Source organism: Streptomyces sp. NPDC028314 (genome assembly GCF_055565795.1).
Map to the genome: position 1 here is coordinate 388396 of NZ_JBVHTP010000005.1, position 14291 is coordinate 402686.

Genomic DNA, 14291 nt, shown 5'->3' on the forward strand with positions numbered 1-14291 from the left:
GGGGGTCAGGCAGTGATCAGTGCGCGGCCGCGAGCTTGGCGGCCGAGTCCGCGTCGACGCAGGCCTGGATCATCGGGTCGAGGTCGCCGTCGAGCACCTGGTCCAAGTTGTACGCCTTGAAGCCGGTCCGGTGGTCCGAGATCCGGTTTTCCGGGTAGTTGTACGTACGGATCTTCTCGGACCGGTCCACGCTGCGCACCTGGCTGCGGCGCACGTCGGAGGCCTCCTGCTCGGCGGCTTCCTGGGCAGCGGCCAGCAGGCGCGAGCGCAGGATGCGCATCGCCTGCTCCTTGTTCTGGAGCTGGCTCTTCTCGTTCTGGCAGGAGGCGACCACACCGGTCGGGATGTGCGTGATGCGCACGGCCGAGTCGGTGGTGTTGACGGACTGGCCGCCCGGGCCGGAGGAGCGGTACACGTCGATGCGGAGGTCGTTCATGTTGATCTCGACCTCGACCTCCTCGGCCTCCGGGGTGACGAGCACGCCGGCGGCGGAGGTGTGGATGCGGCCCTGGGACTCGGTGGCCGGAACGCGCTGGACGCGGTGGACGCCGCCCTCGTACTTCAGGCGGGCCCAGACGCCCTGGCCGGGCTCGGTCGCGCCGTTGCCGCCCTTGGTGCGGACGGAGACCTGGACGTCCTTGTAGCCGCCGAGCTCGGACTCGGTGGCGTCGATGATCTCGGTCTTCCAGCCCACGCGCTCGGCGTAGCGCAGGTACATGCGCAGCAGGTCGCCGGCGAACAGGGCGGACTCGTCGCCGCCCGCTCCGGCCTTGACCTCCAGGAGCACGTCCTTGTCGTCGCTGGGGTCGCGCGGAACGAGCAGCAGGCGGAGCTTCTCGGTGAGCTCTTCGCGCTGGGCGCTCAGTTCCTTGACCTCGGCGGCGAAGTCGGGGTCTTCGGCCGCGAGCTCCTTGGCCGTCTCGATGTCCTCGGCCGACTGCTTCCAGGCACGGAAGGTCGCGACGATCGGGGTCAGCTCCGCGTAGCGCTTGTTCAGCTTGCGCGCGTTGGCCTGATCGGAGTGGACCGAAGGGTCGGCGAGCTTCTTTTCAAGATCGGCGTGCTCGCCGATCAGTTCCTCGACCGCCTCGAACATCGGGGGCTCCTGGGAGATAAGTAAGAAAGGGCTGCGGGACGAGAAAGGCGCCGGCCCGGCTACCCCGTGTGGACACGGTGCAGCCGGGAGCCGGCGCCGGAGGCTCGCTACTTCGAGCCGGCAGCCTTGCCGAAGCGGGCCTCGAAGCGGGCCACACGGCCACCGGTGTCGAGGATCTTCTGCTTGCCCGTGTAGAACGGGTGGCACTCGGAGCAGACCTCGGCACGGATGGTGCCTTCGGTCAGGGTGCTACGGGTGGTGAACGACGCGCCACAGGTGCAGCTGACCTGGGTCTCGACGTACTCGGGGTGAACATCGCGCTTCAAGGTGTCTCCTAGATTCGGGAGGGCGCCGGGTCGCAGGAGCCGAATTGCGCGCTGCGTGAACCGGGGCCGACAGACCAGTCTGCCAGGACCGGGCCGCCTGTCAAAATTCTGAGGACGCCATCGTCAACAGGGACGTGCGGGCATCTATTCCGGGGTCCCGGAGAACCCCTTTGAGCCGCGGTGATCCGGTTCAGGGCTGCTGGACGACGGATCCCGCCGAGCCCTTGTCGCCCATGGAGTTCGCGGTGGCCTCCGCGGGGACCGGCTGGTCGGCCAGCAGGGCGTCCCAGACCATCTTGGACTCCTTGGCGAGCGGGGCGACGCGGTCGGCGTCGCGCGGGTCCGTGGTGACCGGGAGGGTGATCATCTGCATGTCCGCGGCGTCGATGCCCTGCAGGCCCTGGGCGAAGCCCATGAGGGACTTCACGTCACCGAGGGCCTTGTCGGTGGTGATCGCCTTGGTGGCGGAGTCCGCGAGGTCGAGCAGCCGCTTGGGGTTGTCGAACACCCCGATGCCCTTGACCTGCTTGATCAGGGCCTTGATGAAGGCCTGCTGGAGCTGTATTCGGCCCAGGTCGCTGCCGTCGCCGACGCTCTTGCGGGTGCGGACGAGGCCCAGCGCCTGCTCGCCGTTCAGCTTGTTGGTGCCGGCCGGGAGGTCCAGGTGGCTGGCGCCGTCCTTGATCGGCTTGTTGGTGGTGACCTCGACCCCGCCGAGATTGTCGATGATCTTCTTGAAGCCCGTGAAGTCGACCTCGATGTAGTGGTCCATGCGGATCCCCGACATCTTCTCGACGGTCTTCACCGCGCAGGCGGCGCCGCCGATGGTGAAGGACTCGTTGAACTGGGAGCGGGTGCTCCCCTTGTCCGTCTTGCCGTTCGCCGTCGCGCAGGAGGGCCGGTTGACCATGGTGTCGCGCGGTATCGACACGACGCTGGCCTTCTGGTGGCCCTCGTACAGGTGGATGATCATCGCGGTGTCGGAGCGGGCCGAGCCGCCGTCGTCCCGGCCGTACTCGCCGTTGGCCCCGCCGCGGGAGTCGGACCCGAGGACGAGGATGTCCATCGAGCCGTTGTCCACGTTCTGCGGGCGGTCGGTGCCGAGGGCCTGGTCGATGTCCACGGTCTTCAGGTTGCCGTTGAACTTGACGTAGAAGTAGCCCAGGCCCGCGCCGCCCAGCAGGACCACGCCGGCGGCGGTCCACGCGGCGACGGTGAGGCCCTTGCGGCGCTGCGTCGGCTTGCGTCGGCGCCTGCCGCCTGCGGCGCGGCGGCCGCGGCCCCTGCTGTCCTGGCTCATGCTCTCCTCAGTCCTGGGTGCGGTCCCCTGGCGTACGGCTCGCTTTCCCCGTTGTCCTCTGACTCAGACGGAGGAACCTACTCCAGGGTTCCACGGCCCGCACGGCCTCCGGAAGTCCGTCGCAGGCTGCCTGCCGGGGCATAAGCACCGCGTAATACCGGGCCCGCCTGCGGTTTCCCCGGCGGACGCACAGCGGCGCCGGGCGGGTCGGGAGCGGCCCGAGTGTGGCAAAGGTCGCACACGGGCCACGGTGGCGCGTACGGCTCGTACACGACCTGGCGTGCAGGACCTGGCGTACGCACAACGGGACCGCCCCCGTCGCGGGATGCGGCGGGGGCGGTCTCGTTCGACGATGCGGCTACGGCGACGGTCAGTCGTCGTTCTTGCCCGCCGGGGTCGTCTTGGCGATCTGCATCAGGAACTCGGCGTTCGACTTCGTCTGCTTCATCTTGTCGAGCAGCAGCTCGATCGCCTGCTGCGAGTCGAGCGCGTGCAGCACCCGGCGCAGCTTCCAGACGATGGCGAGCTCCTCCGCGTTGAGGAGGATCTCCTCCTTGCGGGTGCCCGACGGGTCGACGTCGACGGCCGGGAAGATGCGCTTGTCGGCGAGCTTGCGGTCGAGCTTGAGCTCCATGTTGCCGGTGCCCTTGAACTCCTCGAAGATCACCTCGTCCATGCGCGAGCCGGTGTCGACCAGCGCGGTGGCCAGGATGGTCAGCGAGCCGCCGTCCTCGATGTTGCGCGCGGCACCGAAGAAGCGCTTCGGCGGGTACAGCGCGGTCGAGTCCACACCACCGGACAGGATGCGGCCGGAGGCGGGGGCGGCGAGGTTGTACGCGCGGCCCAGACGGGTGATGGAGTCCAGCAGGACGACCACGTCGTGACCCAGCTCGACGAGACGCTTGGCGCGCTCGATGGCCAGCTCGGCGACCGTGGTGTGGTCCTCGGCCGGGCGGTCGAAGGTCGAGGAGATGACCTCGCCCTTGACCGACCGCTGCATGTCGGTGACCTCTTCCGGACGCTCGTCGACCAGGACGACCATCAGGTGGCACTCGGGGTTGTTGGTGGTGATCGCGTTGGCGATCGCCTGCATGATCATGGTCTTGCCGGTCTTCGGCGGGGCCACGATCAGGCCTCGCTGGCCCTTTCCGATCGGCGACACGAGGTCGATGATGCGGGTGGTCAGCACGCCCGGGTCGGTCTCCAGACGGAGCCGGTCCTGCGGGTACAGGGGCGTCAGCTTCTGGAACTCCGGGCGGCCGCGGCCGGATTCGGGCGCCATGCCGTTGACCGAGTCCAGACGCACCAGGGCGTTGAACTTCTCGCGGCGCTCGCCGTCCTTGGGCTGGCGCACGGCACCGGTGGTGTGGTCACCCTTGCGCAGCCCGGCCTTGCGGACCTGGGCGAGGGAGACGTACACGTCGTTCGGGCCGGGCAGGTAGCCCGAGGTGCGGATGAACGCGTAGTTGTCGAGGATGTCGAGGATGCCCGCGACGGGGATCAGGACGTCGTCGTCGGCGACCTGCGGCTCGCTCGGCGCGAACTCGTCGCGGCCGCGACGGCCACGGCGGTCGCGGTAGCGGCCGCGACGGCCGCGACGGCCGTCCTCACCGTCGAAGTCGTCCTGGGGGCCGTTGTCCTGACGGTCCTGACGACCCTGCTGACCCTGGCCCTGGCCGCGGCCGCCCTGCTGCTGGCGGTCGCCGCGGTCCGGCCGGCCGCCACCCTGGCCCTGGCCGCCCTGACCCTGACCCTGACCCTGGCCGGCCTGACCCTGGCCGCCCTGGCCCTGGTCGTCGGCCTTGGCGCCGCGGTCACGGCGGTCGCGCTGGCGGTCGCCGCGCTCGGCACGGTCACCGCGGTCACGGCGGTCGCGACGGCCGCGGCCCTCACCGGCCTCCTGGGCCTGTCCCGCGGAGACGGCGGTCGCGGCCTCGGCCTTGACCTCGGTCTGCGCGGCGGGGACGGTCTCGGTCTTCTGCTCGACCTGCACGGCGACGGGCGCCGCGGACTCCGGGCTTCCGGAGGGGGCGGTGGCGCGACGGCGGCGGCGTTCGCCGACCGGGGCGTCGTCGCTGGCCGGCTGGCCCGGGATGTCGATCTGGGCCTGCGTGGCCGGCTTCTCGGCGGGCGCCTCGGCGGCGGCCTCACCCGTACGGGCCTTGCTGGTGGCGCGGCGCTTCGGCTTGGCCTCGGCGGTGTCCGCGGCGGAGGCCGCGGCCTTGGAGGCACTTCCGCCGCCGGCCTGCGCCTCCTTGATGACCTCGATCAGCTGGCTCTTGCGCATCCGCGCGGTGCCCCTGATACCGAGGCCCGACGCGACCTGCTGCAGCTCGGCCAGGACCATGCCCTCGAGGCCGGTGCCGGAGCGGCGACGCTTGGGTGCGGCGCCCGCGGCGGGGGCACTGGTGTCGACGTTGGTGTCGGCAGCGCCCATCAGATCGGTGGTGTCGCTCACGAAGGGTCCTTCCCTGGAGCGGACGTCGGCCTGTCTGGCTCGGCGACCGGTTGTGCTGTCCGACAGCAGTCCTAGGTGTGTGGACTGTGCCGGGGCGGTGGTCCGCCGATAGAGATACGGCGGAGAGAAACGTGCATGGGTGGTTCCGGCGAGAAGCCCCCGAGCTGGAAGCGTGGGAATGTCACGCCGATTCCGGAGCGTGCTCGAAACTGCTGGAAGCGATCAAAGCAGTCGGGGAGGCTCCCGGAAGAAAGGTGGTCCCGAATGGGGACACTGAGCACCGAGCCATGGCGGCTTCGGATGCGCACTTGAGATTAACACTACCGGATCCAACAGACATTCCCCCTCTCAATCACCGGCAATCGCGCCCTTCCGCGCGGGCGGCCTGCCCAGCCGCCCGCTCTGGCCACTGGCCGGCTGAGCCCGTTCAGCCGTGCCTTTCACGAAAGGGCTCAGCTGCCCTGCGTGCCCAGCGGAAGTACGCTCGCGCCCGCAGCGTCGAGGGCGAGGCGGTTGGCCGCCCACCCCTCGCCGGCGAGCTGCGCGACCTTGTCGGCCGCACCGTTGTCGACCAGCGCGAGGACCGTGGGGCCCGCGCCGGAGATGACCGCGGGGATGCCGTCCGCCCGCAGTCGGTTGACGAGTGCCACGCTCTCGGGCATCGCCGGGGACCGGTACTCCTGGTGCAGCCGGTCCTCGGTGGCGGGCAGCAGCAGCTCGGGACGCCTGGTCAGGGCTTCCACGAGCAGGCCCGCGCGACCCGCGTTGACGGCCGCGTCCACGTGCGGGACGGTGCGCGGCAGCAGGCCGCGGGCGGTCTCGGTCAGGACCGGCTTGGACGGCACGAAGACCACCGGAACGATGGAATCGGCGGGGTCCATCCGGATCGCCTTGGCGCTGCCGCCGTCCATCCAGGCCAGCGTGAAGCCGCCGAGGAGACAGGCGGCGACGTTGTCGGGGTGTCCCTCGATCTCGGTGGCCAGTTCCAGCAGCGCGGCGTCGTCGAGCTTGGCTTCCCCGCCTATGGTCACGGCGCGGGCGGCCACGATGCCCGCGCAGATCGCGGCGGAGGAGGAGCCGAGGCCCCGGCCGTGCGGGATCCGGTTGGCACAGACGACCTCCAGGCCGCGCGGCTGCCCGCCCAGCAGGTCGAAGGCGGTGCGCATCGACCGTACGAGAAGGTGGCTCTCGTCGCGCGGGAGGGTGTCGGCGCCCTCACCGGCGATGTCGATGTTCAGGCCGGAATCGGCTACGCGGACGACCACGTCGTCGTAGAGCCCCAGGGCCAGGCCGAGGGCGTCGAAGCCCGGGCCGAGGTTGGCACTGCTGGCGGGGACGCGCACTCGTACGGCGGCGGCGCGGAACGCTGGACCTGCCATCGGTCGATGACACTCCTTGTGACTGTGCGAGATCTGGTGCTGTGCGGGATCTTCGCTGCGAATGTACTGGAGAACGTACGACACCCGAAGGCCCTTGGGGCAGCACCGCGGTCATATGCGCGGTGGCGGATGTAAGTACAGCGTATCGAAGGAAGGTTCTCTCGCGACATAGGGCGCACAGGAGGCGCACGATGCGTGTCGGTGTCTTCCGGTGGATCCCGCTGGATTTCCGTTGACCTTTGATGCCGTACGGGCCGAGTTGCCGGATTCCGGTGACTTCCGGAATCCGGCAACCAGGCGTGGGGTCCGACCGAATCGGACCTCCGGGTCAGATCAGGCCGAGCCGGGCGGCGGCGGCCTCGGCGTCCACCGGAATGGTGACCGGCTGCGGGGCGCCGGCGACCGCCCAGTCGGGGTCCTTCAGGCCGTTGCCGGTGACGGTGCACACGATCTTCTGGCCGGGGTCGACCAGGCCCAGCTCGGCGGCCTTCAGCAGGCCGGCCACGGAGGCGGCCGAGGCGGGCTCGACGAAGACGCCCTCCTGGGCGGCCAACAGGCGGTAGGCGGCCAGGATCTGGCGGTCCGTCACCTCGTCGATGAAGCCGCCCGACTCGTCGCGGGCCTGCAGGGCGTAGTCCCAGGAGGCCGGGTTGCCGATGCGGATCGCGGTGGCGATGGTGTGCGGCTCCTTGACGACCTCGCCGCGCACGATCGGCGCGGAACCCGAGGCCTGGAAGCCCCACACGCGGGGCGTACGGGAGGCCAGGCCGTCGGCCTTGTACTCCTTGAAGCCCTTCCAGTACGCGGTGATGTTGCCGGCGTTGCCGACGGGCAGCACGTGGATGTCGGGGGCGTCGCCGAGCGCGTCGACGATCTCGAACGCGGCCGTCTTCTGGCCCTCGATACGGACCGGGTTGACGGAATTGACCAGCGCGACCGGGTAGTTGTCGGACAGGGCGCGGGCCAGGTCCAGGCAGTCGTCGAAGTTGCCGTCAACCTGCAGGATCTTGGCGCCGTGCACCAGGGCCTGGCCCATCTTGCCGAGCGCGATCTTGCCGCGGGGCACGAGGACGGCGCAGACCATTCCGGCGCGCACCGCGTAGGCGGCGGCGGAGGCCGAGGTGTTGCCCGTGGAGGCGCAGATGACGGCCTTGGCGCCCTCCTCCTTGGCCTTGGTGATCGCCATCGTCATGCCGCGGTCCTTGAAGGACCCGGTGGGATTGGCGCCCTCGACCTTCAGGTGGACCTCGCAGCCCGTGCGCTCGGAGAGCACCTGGGCCGGGACGAGGGGAGTACCGCCCTCACGAAGCGTGACCACCGGGGTGGTGTCCGTCACCGGCAGGCGGTCCCGGTACTCCTCGATGATGCCGCGCCACTGGTGGGTGCGATTGCTGCTCATGGGTCCTTACTCCCCTTCAACACGCATGATGCTGGCGACGCCGCGGACGGTGTCCAGCTTCCGCAGTGCCTCGACGGTCCCGGAGAGGGCGGCGTCGGGCGCGCGGTGAGTGACGACGACGAGGGAGGCCTCGCCGTCCTTGCCCTGCTGCCGCACGGTGTCGATGGAGACACCGTGCTCCGCGAACGTCGTCGCCACCTGGGCGAGGACGCCCGGCTTGTCGGCCACATCGAGGCTGATGTGGTACCGGGTGACGACGTCGCCCATGGTGCTGACCGGCAGCTGGGTGTACGCCGACTCGCCGGGCCCCGTTGCCTCGGCGAGCTTGTTGCGGCAGACGGCGACGAGGTCGCCGAGGACCGCGGACGCGGTGGGGGCACCGCCCGCGCCGGGCCCGTAGAACATGAGCCGGCCGGCTGCCTCCGCCTCTACGAAGACGGCGTTGTACGCCTCGCGGACGGACGCCAGCGGGTGGCTGAGCGGGATCATCGCGGGGTGGACGCGGGCGGTGACGGACTGGCCGTCGGCGGCGCGCTCCAGGATCGCGAGGAGCTTGATGGTGCAGCCCATCCGCTTGGCGGACGCGAAGTCGGCGGAGCTGACCTCGGTCATGCCCTCGCGGTAGACGTCGTCGAGGCGGACCCGGGTGTGGAAGGCGATGCCGGCGAGGATCGCGGCCTTGGCGGCGGCGTCGTAGCCCTCGACGTCGGCGGTGGGGTCGGCCTCGGCGTACCCGAGGGCGGTGGCCTCGTCCAGGGCCTCCTGGTAGCCGGCGCCGGTCGAGTCCATCTTGTCCAGGATGAAGTTCGTCGTGCCGTTGACGATCCCCATGACCCGGTTGATCTTGTCCCCGGCGAGCGACTCGCGCATCGGGCGGACCAGCGGGATCGCGCCGGCGACGGCGGCCTCGTAGTAGAGGTCCAGCCCGGCCGTTTCGGCGGCGGCGTGCAGCGCGGCGCCGTCCTGGGCGAGCAGCGCCTTGTTCGCCGAGACCACGGAGATCCCGTGGTCGAAGGCGGTGTGGATCAGGGCCCGGGCCGGCTCGATGCCGCCGATGACCTCGATGGCGACGTCGATGTCCCCGCGTTTGAGGAGGGCGGTCGCATCGGTGGTGACGAGCGCCGGGTCGATGCCCTCGCGCACCTTGGAGGGGCGGCGTACGGCCACGCCGGCGAGCTCGACGGGCGCGCCGATCCTGGCCGTGAGGTCGTCGGCGTGCGTCGTCATGATGCGCGCCACCTCTGAGCCGACCACTCCACAGCCCAGCAGCGCCACCTTCAGCGGACGCGTACGCATCATTCGACCTACGCCTTTCGATCTTCCATCGCTACCCGGTGCGCGGTTTGCACACCAGGTGTGAACCAGTCTCACTCAATGGACAGCAGTTTCCATCCTCGGTCCATTGAGTGAGACATCTATTTCATCATCCGAGGTCGAGACTCAAAAGATCTTCCTCCGTCTCGCGCCGGACGATCACTCGCGCCTGTCCGTCGCGCACCGCGACGACGGGCGGGCGGAGCGAGTGGTTGTAGTTGCTGGCCATGGAGCGGCAGTACGCGCCGGTGGCCGGGACGGCGAGCAGGTCGCCCGGGGCCAGGTCGGCGGGCAGGAAGGCGTCCTTGACCACGATGTCGCCGCTCTCGCAGTGCTTGCCGACGACGCGGACGAGCATCGGTTCGGCGTCGGAGACGCGGGAGACCAGGTTGACGGCGTACTCGGCGTCGTAGAGGGCGGTGCGGATGTTGTCCGACATGCCGCCGTCGACGCTGACGTACGTACGGAGTCCCTCCAGCGGCTTGATCGTGCCGACCTCGTAGAGGGTGAAGGCGGTGGGGCCGACGATGGCCCGGCCGGGCTCGACGGAGATCCGCGGGGCGCGCAGGCCGGCGGACTCGCACTCGCGAGCGACGATCTCGTGCAGGGCCTTGGCGATCTCGTGGGGCTCGCGCGGGTCGTCGGCCGAGGTGTAGGCGATGCCGAGGCCGCCGCCGAGGTCGATCTCGGGGAGTTCGACGCCGTGCTCGTCGCGGACGGCCGCGAGCAGCTGCACGACCCGCTTGGCGGACACCTCGAAGCCGGCCATGTCGAAGATCTGCGAGCCGATGTGGGAGTGGACGCCGAGCAGCTCCAGGCTGTCGTGCCCCAGGGCGCGCCGTACGGCCTCGGCCGCGGAGCCGTCGGCGACGGCGATGCCGAACTTCTGGTCCTCGTGGGCGGTGGCGATGAACTCGTGGGTGTGGGCCTCGACGCCGACGGTGACCCGGATCTGCACGGGCTGCCGTACGCCCAGCTCGCGGGCGATGTGCGCGACGCGGGCGATCTCCTGGTACGAGTCGAGGACGATCCGGCCGACGCCGGCCTCTATGGCCCGGGTGATCTCGGCGACGGACTTGTTGTTGCCGTGGAAGGCGATGCGCGCGGCGGGCATGTCGGCGGCGAGGGCGGTGGCGAGCTCCCCGCCGGAGCACACGTCGAGGTTGAGCCCTTCCTCCTTGAGCCACTTCACGACGGCCTTGGAGAGGAAGGCCTTGCCCGCGTAGAACACGTCGGCGTCGGGTCCGAAGGCGTGCGCCCAGGCGCGGCAGCGCGCCCGGAAGTCCTCTTCGTCGAGGAAGAAGGCGGGGGTGCCGAACTCCTCGGCGAGCTTGGTGACTTCGATCCCGCCGACGCTGACCACACCGTCGTCCGTACGCGTGACGGTCCGCGACCAGACCTTCTCGTCGAGCGCGTTCAGGTCGGCGGGCGGCGGGGCGTAGTGGCCCTCGGGCAGGACGTCGGCGTGGCGGGGGCCGGCGGGGTGCGCGGAACGGCTCATCGGAATCTCTCTTTGCGGGTCACAGGCGTTCAGGGGCGTCTATGCCGAGCAGGGACAGGCCGCCGGCCAGCACCGTCCCGCCGGCTTCGGCAAGAGCCAGGCGGGAGCGGTGGGCGGCCGAGGGTTTCTCGTCCCCCTTGGGCAGTACCCGGTACTGGAAGTCGAGCAGGGCGTCGGCCAGCTCGACGAGATGCCGCACGAGCCGCTCGGGCGCGCTGTGGTGCGCGGCGGCTTCGAGGGCGAGGGGGTAGTCGGCGAGGGCGCGCCGGAGGGGGCCGTCGCCGTCCTGCCCCGGCTCGCTCGCGAACCCGAGGCCGGCGGCGTTGGCGGTCAGCGCCCGGGCGCGGGCGTGGGCGTACCGGACGCGGAAGAACTCGCTGGACTCGTCCTGGACGAGCAGCCGCGCCGGGAACACCGGGCTCTCGTGCGCCGGAACGCAGAGCATGGCCCAGGCGGCGGCGTCGGCGCCGAAGCGGGCGAGGACGTCGCCGTCGCGCTTGGGTACGGGGGCGACGGCGAGGACGTCGCTGTCGCGCTTGGGTACGGGGGCGACGGCGAGCCCGTCCGGACCGCTCAGCCCCTGGCTGTGCCGGATCCGCCGGACGGCGTCCCCGACGGTCCGGGCGCGCAGCTCGCCGTCGGGGGCGTGGCCGTAGCGCGGGCCCCGGGTGCGGACCTCGCGTACGAGGTCGGCGACGGGGCGGTCGTCCAGCACGAAGTTCAAGAACCCCGGCCCGGTGATCGCCACCTGACGGATCCCGGGCACCCGCTCGATCCGGCGGGCCAGTACCCGCGCGACCTCGGCGGGGGCCCGTCCGGCCGCCTTGGCGAGCGGGAAGACGACGGGGCTGGCGTACTCCCCGACCCCTCCGGGACGGGTCCGCTCCACGACGACCCGCTCGGGGACGGCCACCTCTGCGGGCAGCTCCCCGTCCTCGACGGCGCAGCGCACGGCGTGCGCGACGGTACGAGAGAGGTCGGCGGGGGTCACGGGACCCAGCCTAGGGGAGAGGGCCTCGGGTCACGCGGAGGGTTTCGCCATGTGAACAGCCGGGGCGTGGGGCGGGGTGTGGGGCGCTGTCCGCGGGACGGGGCGTGGGGCGCTGGCCGGGGGCGAGGCGTGCGGCGCTGGTCGGGGGGCCTTGGGGACCCCTCCCTACTCCTCCCTACTCCTCCCTACTCCTCCCTACCCCTGCCTATCCGCGTCCTCGGCCGGCGGGGGCTCCTTTCCTCTCCCGCCGGTCCCTGCGCTCGGCCAGCCGGCGCACGACGCGCACCAGCTCGGCGGGCTCGAAGGGCTTGGCGAGGAAGGCGTCCACCCCGGCGGCGATCCCGGCTTCGACCTCGTGCTGGGTGCAGGCGCTGACGATGGCGACGGGCAGATGCCGCGTCCGCGGATCGGCCCGCAACTGCGCGGCCGCCCCGAACCCGTCCAGCCGGGGCATCACCACATCGAGGGTGATCACATCGGGACACACGTGGTGCACGACGTCCAGGCACTCGGCACCATCGTTCGCGGTCACTACCTCGAAGCCCTCCAGCTCGAGATTGACCTTGATCAGCTGCCGGATGACCTTGTTGTCGTCGACAACAAGCACCCGGCCCGAGGCGCCTGACACAACTCGAGAGTAGGTCGCCCTAAGCCCCCGCGTCCGGGTTTTTGCCACTTCCACCCCGTCCGGGCGACCCACTCCCCCCTCCCCGGTAAACGAGTTCCTGATCACCCCACGGAAGCTGGTAGTGTTCAACCCGTCGCCGCAGCGCGGACGACACGCCCCCGTAGCTCAGGGGATAGAGCAACGGCCTCCGGAGCCGTGTGCGCAGGTTCGAATCCTGCCGGGGGCACTTCGCAGGAAGTGCCCAAAGACCCCGCCATCAGCGGCAACGCTGAGACGGGGTCTTCGCGTATGCGCAGCCAACTGCCGCCGCACGCAGCCGTATGACAGCCCCTGCGGCCTATTCGCGGACAGGATCTTGGCCCATCGGCCCAGATCAGCCCCGGGAACGCCGAAGGCCCCCGGACAGCTCCAAAGCCTCGCGGCATATCTCCACTCCCTCACGATCACTCGTACTCGCGCAGCAGATCTTCGATCCGACGGTTGGCCACCTCGTGGCCGCCCGTCGAGGCACTTCGCGTACCGACTGAGGCAACACCTCCTGCCTGCTCGGCAACCTCGGTGGGGTCGACCCCGGCACTGAGCCACGTGGACAGCACCGAGTGCACCGCTCCCCCGGCCTCGCTGAGAACAGCCTTCCGTCGGTCGTCGTGAGCACTGCTCACCCACGCTCGGCCGGGTCCGATGAAACAGAGCCGTGCCCCACCCGGAGCCGAAATGCCCCGCGCAGAGGCCGTCCATTACCGCGAGCGGGCGTTGGAGCTCGCGGTGCCCAGCTCGGCCGTGCTCGTGGAGCCGCGCGCTCGGAACACGGGTGAGAACATCCACTTGAGCCGAGAACCACTCGAAGAGGCGGGTGTCGACGTCTCCTTCGTGCTGCTGATCACCAAGCCGTACGAGGAGCGACGCGCGTACGCCACAGCGCGAAGCTGCGGCCCGGGGTCGAGATCGTCAGTGCTTCCAGCCCGATGACGCTGGACGAGTACGTCGCCGGCAAGGCTTCACGAGTCGGCTCTTGCGGGATGCGCCGGGTCAGGCCCGGAGCCAGACGCGCCGGTGACGAGCGACGGTGTACACCTGCTCCACCTGCGCCGGGGTGAGCTTGCCTGTGAGCGGACCCAGGGACGCCACCTCACGCTCTTGGTAGATGCGAACGGTGTACTGCGTCGCCGCCCGATCCAGGGACGTGATGCCGACGAAGACCAGGACGGGTTCGACAGGCACCTTGAAGGCGCAGTACCTCCCCAGCACGCCCCGTACGAAGTCCGCCTCAGCCTGGCTTGCCGCAGCGTACGGCCGCGGCTTCCCGCCGTTGATTTTGGCCATCGAGTCGCCGACCCAGACCGAGGCACCCCGGTGGTTCTTGGTGTTGATGCTGAACACGCCGCCAGGGCCGATCAGCAGGTGGTCGATGTCGCCGCCGTTCCCCTTCTCGATGCCGTGAAGCACCCGCCAGCCCAGGGTCAGCCGGCGTTCGGCCAATCCTCCGTGGGGTGTGGGGGGTTCGGGTTTGTTTGGCGGTGCGCCCGTCGTCCGTTCTCGGCGCGGAGCGCCGTCAGCCACGGCCATAGGTCCGGCAGCGGTTGTGCCGGGCAGGTGAGGCGGTGCTCGATGCGGCACCGCTGGAAGGGATCCGGCGGGCACGCGCCGTAGACGGTTACCCGCCCGTCGGACACCTCTATCCACCGGTGCTCCGCCGGAACCGTGTGGGCCAACGGCCGCATGTCCGGCTCCAGCATCACCCAGTCATGCTCCAGCGTTGCCACGCGATCCGCGAACAGGCCGCAGTGCGGGCAGCGCGACTGCCCGCCCGACAGCCGGCGCGCCCGCTCTTCGAAAGCCCCCATACCGTGAGGATCGGCATCCCGGCGGCCGGTGCGAAGAGCGCGAATCGGACGGGAC

At 70.4% G+C, this 14291-nt stretch carries 12 protein-coding genes, 1 tRNA gene and 2 pseudogenes; 2 read left to right on the forward strand and 13 right to left on the reverse strand.

Features of this window, described 5'->3' with window-relative positions:
• Nucleotides 1–16 precede the first annotated feature (16 nt).
• The 10 genes from prfA to ACZ4TG_RS15250 form a co-directional block, all read right to left on the reverse strand.
• On the reverse strand, nt 17–1096 hold the full coding sequence (prfA, locus tag ACZ4TG_RS15205; RefSeq protein WP_468162596.1) for a peptide chain release factor 1: 1080 nt from the start codon (nt 1094–1096) through the stop codon (nt 17–19).
• Between the two features lie 107 nt (nt 1097–1203).
• Nucleotides 1204–1422 carry a 50S ribosomal protein L31 gene (rpmE, locus tag ACZ4TG_RS15210; RefSeq protein ID WP_030153765.1) on the reverse strand — a complete coding sequence of 73 codons (219 nt, stop codon included), beginning with the start codon at nt 1420–1422 and terminating at the stop codon, nt 1204–1206.
• A gap of 190 nt (nt 1423–1612) precedes the next feature.
• Nucleotides 1613–2722: an LCP family protein gene (locus tag ACZ4TG_RS15215; protein ID WP_468162598.1), complete on the reverse strand. Its 1110-nt coding sequence runs from the start codon at nt 2720–2722 to the stop codon at nt 1613–1615.
• A 370-nt stretch (nt 2723–3092) separates the two neighbouring features.
• The gene (gene rho / locus ACZ4TG_RS15220; RefSeq protein ID WP_468162600.1) at nt 3093–5180 is read right to left on the reverse strand and encodes a transcription termination factor Rho; all 2088 of its coding nucleotides are present in this window, start codon (nt 5178–5180) and stop codon (nt 3093–3095) included.
• Between the two features lie 452 nt (nt 5181–5632).
• On the reverse strand, nt 5633–6559 hold the full coding sequence (thrB, locus tag ACZ4TG_RS15225; protein ID WP_468162602.1) for a homoserine kinase: 927 nt from the start codon (nt 6557–6559) through the stop codon (nt 5633–5635).
• 328 nt (nt 6560–6887) lie between these two features.
• Complete coding sequence (thrC, locus tag ACZ4TG_RS15230; protein ID WP_468162604.1) at nt 6888–7958, reverse strand: threonine synthase; 1071 nt, start codon at nt 7956–7958, stop codon at nt 6888–6890.
• A 6-nt stretch (nt 7959–7964) separates the two neighbouring features.
• The gene (locus ACZ4TG_RS15235; protein WP_468162606.1) at nt 7965–9257 is read right to left on the reverse strand and encodes a homoserine dehydrogenase; all 1293 of its coding nucleotides are present in this window, start codon (nt 9255–9257) and stop codon (nt 7965–7967) included.
• Nucleotides 9258–9381: 124 nt separating this feature from the next.
• Entirely contained in the window at nt 9382–10773 is a 1392-nt protein-coding gene (gene lysA, locus ACZ4TG_RS15240; RefSeq protein ID WP_468162608.1) for a diaminopimelate decarboxylase, read from the reverse strand.
• Between the two features lie 19 nt (nt 10774–10792).
• On the reverse strand, nt 10793–11764 hold the full coding sequence (gene nrtL, locus ACZ4TG_RS15245) for an ArgS-related anticodon-binding protein NrtL (protein WP_468162610.1): 972 nt from the start codon (nt 11762–11764) through the stop codon (nt 10793–10795).
• 205 nt (nt 11765–11969) lie between these two features.
• Nucleotides 11970–12446, reverse strand: a complete 477-nt coding sequence (locus tag ACZ4TG_RS15250) for a response regulator (RefSeq protein ID WP_468162734.1) — start codon at nt 12444–12446, stop codon at nt 11970–11972.
• Nucleotides 12447–12546: 100 nt separating this feature from the next.
• Between ACZ4TG_RS15250 and ACZ4TG_RS15255 the strand changes: the two genes are divergently transcribed.
• Nucleotides 12547–12618: transfer RNA gene (locus ACZ4TG_RS15255), tRNA-Arg, on the forward strand.
• 217 nt (nt 12619–12835) lie between these two features.
• Here the strand turns inward: ACZ4TG_RS15255 and ACZ4TG_RS15260 are convergent.
• A pseudogene (locus ACZ4TG_RS15260) lies at nt 12836–12994 on the reverse strand (tyrosine-type recombinase/integrase); the annotation flags it as partial.
• Nucleotides 12995–13106: 112 nt separating this feature from the next.
• On the opposite strand from ACZ4TG_RS15260, the pseudogene ACZ4TG_RS15265 reads away from it, so the two are divergent.
• Nucleotides 13107–13378, forward strand: a pseudogene (locus ACZ4TG_RS15265) (YdcF family protein); the annotation flags it as partial.
• 43 nt (nt 13379–13421) lie between these two features.
• Here the strand turns inward: ACZ4TG_RS15265 and ACZ4TG_RS15270 are convergent.
• Together ACZ4TG_RS15270 and ACZ4TG_RS15275 are read right to left on the reverse strand one after the other, a co-directional pair.
• Nucleotides 13422–13871, reverse strand: coding sequence for a nuclease-related domain-containing protein (locus tag ACZ4TG_RS15270; protein WP_468162612.1), 450 nt, complete (start codon nt 13869–13871; stop codon nt 13422–13424).
• A complete protein-coding gene (locus tag ACZ4TG_RS15275; protein WP_468162614.1) occupies nt 13853–14236 on the reverse strand; it encodes a DUF6083 domain-containing protein in 384 nt (127 codons plus the stop codon). The genes ACZ4TG_RS15270 and ACZ4TG_RS15275 overlap by 19 nt, the downstream gene beginning before the upstream one ends.
• Nucleotides 14237–14291: the final 55 nt, after the last annotated feature.

Excerpts from the sequence above, each read along its gene's own strand:
- ACZ4TG_RS15215 (WP_468162598.1), bottom strand. The coding sequence starts at position 2,722 with ATGAGCCAGGACAGCAGGGGCCGCGGCCGCCGCGCCGCAGGCGGCAGG.
- prfA (WP_468162596.1), bottom strand. The coding sequence starts at position 1,096 with ATGTTCGAGGCGGTCGAGGAACTGATCGGCGAGCACGCCGATCTTGAA.
- ACZ4TG_RS15275 (WP_468162614.1), bottom strand. The coding sequence starts at position 14,236 with ATGGGGGCTTTCGAAGAGCGGGCGCGCCGGCTGTCGGGCGGGCAGTCG.
- thrC (WP_468162604.1), bottom strand. The coding sequence starts at position 7,958 with ATGAGCAGCAATCGCACCCACCAGTGGCGCGGCATCATCGAGGAGTAC.
- thrB (WP_468162602.1), bottom strand. The coding sequence starts at position 6,559 with ATGGCAGGTCCAGCGTTCCGCGCCGCCGCCGTACGAGTGCGCGTCCCC.
- lysA (WP_468162608.1), bottom strand. The coding sequence starts at position 10,773 with ATGAGCCGTTCCGCGCACCCCGCCGGCCCCCGCCACGCCGACGTCCTG.
- ACZ4TG_RS15235 (WP_468162606.1), bottom strand. The coding sequence starts at position 9,257 with ATGATGCGTACGCGTCCGCTGAAGGTGGCGCTGCTGGGCTGTGGAGTG.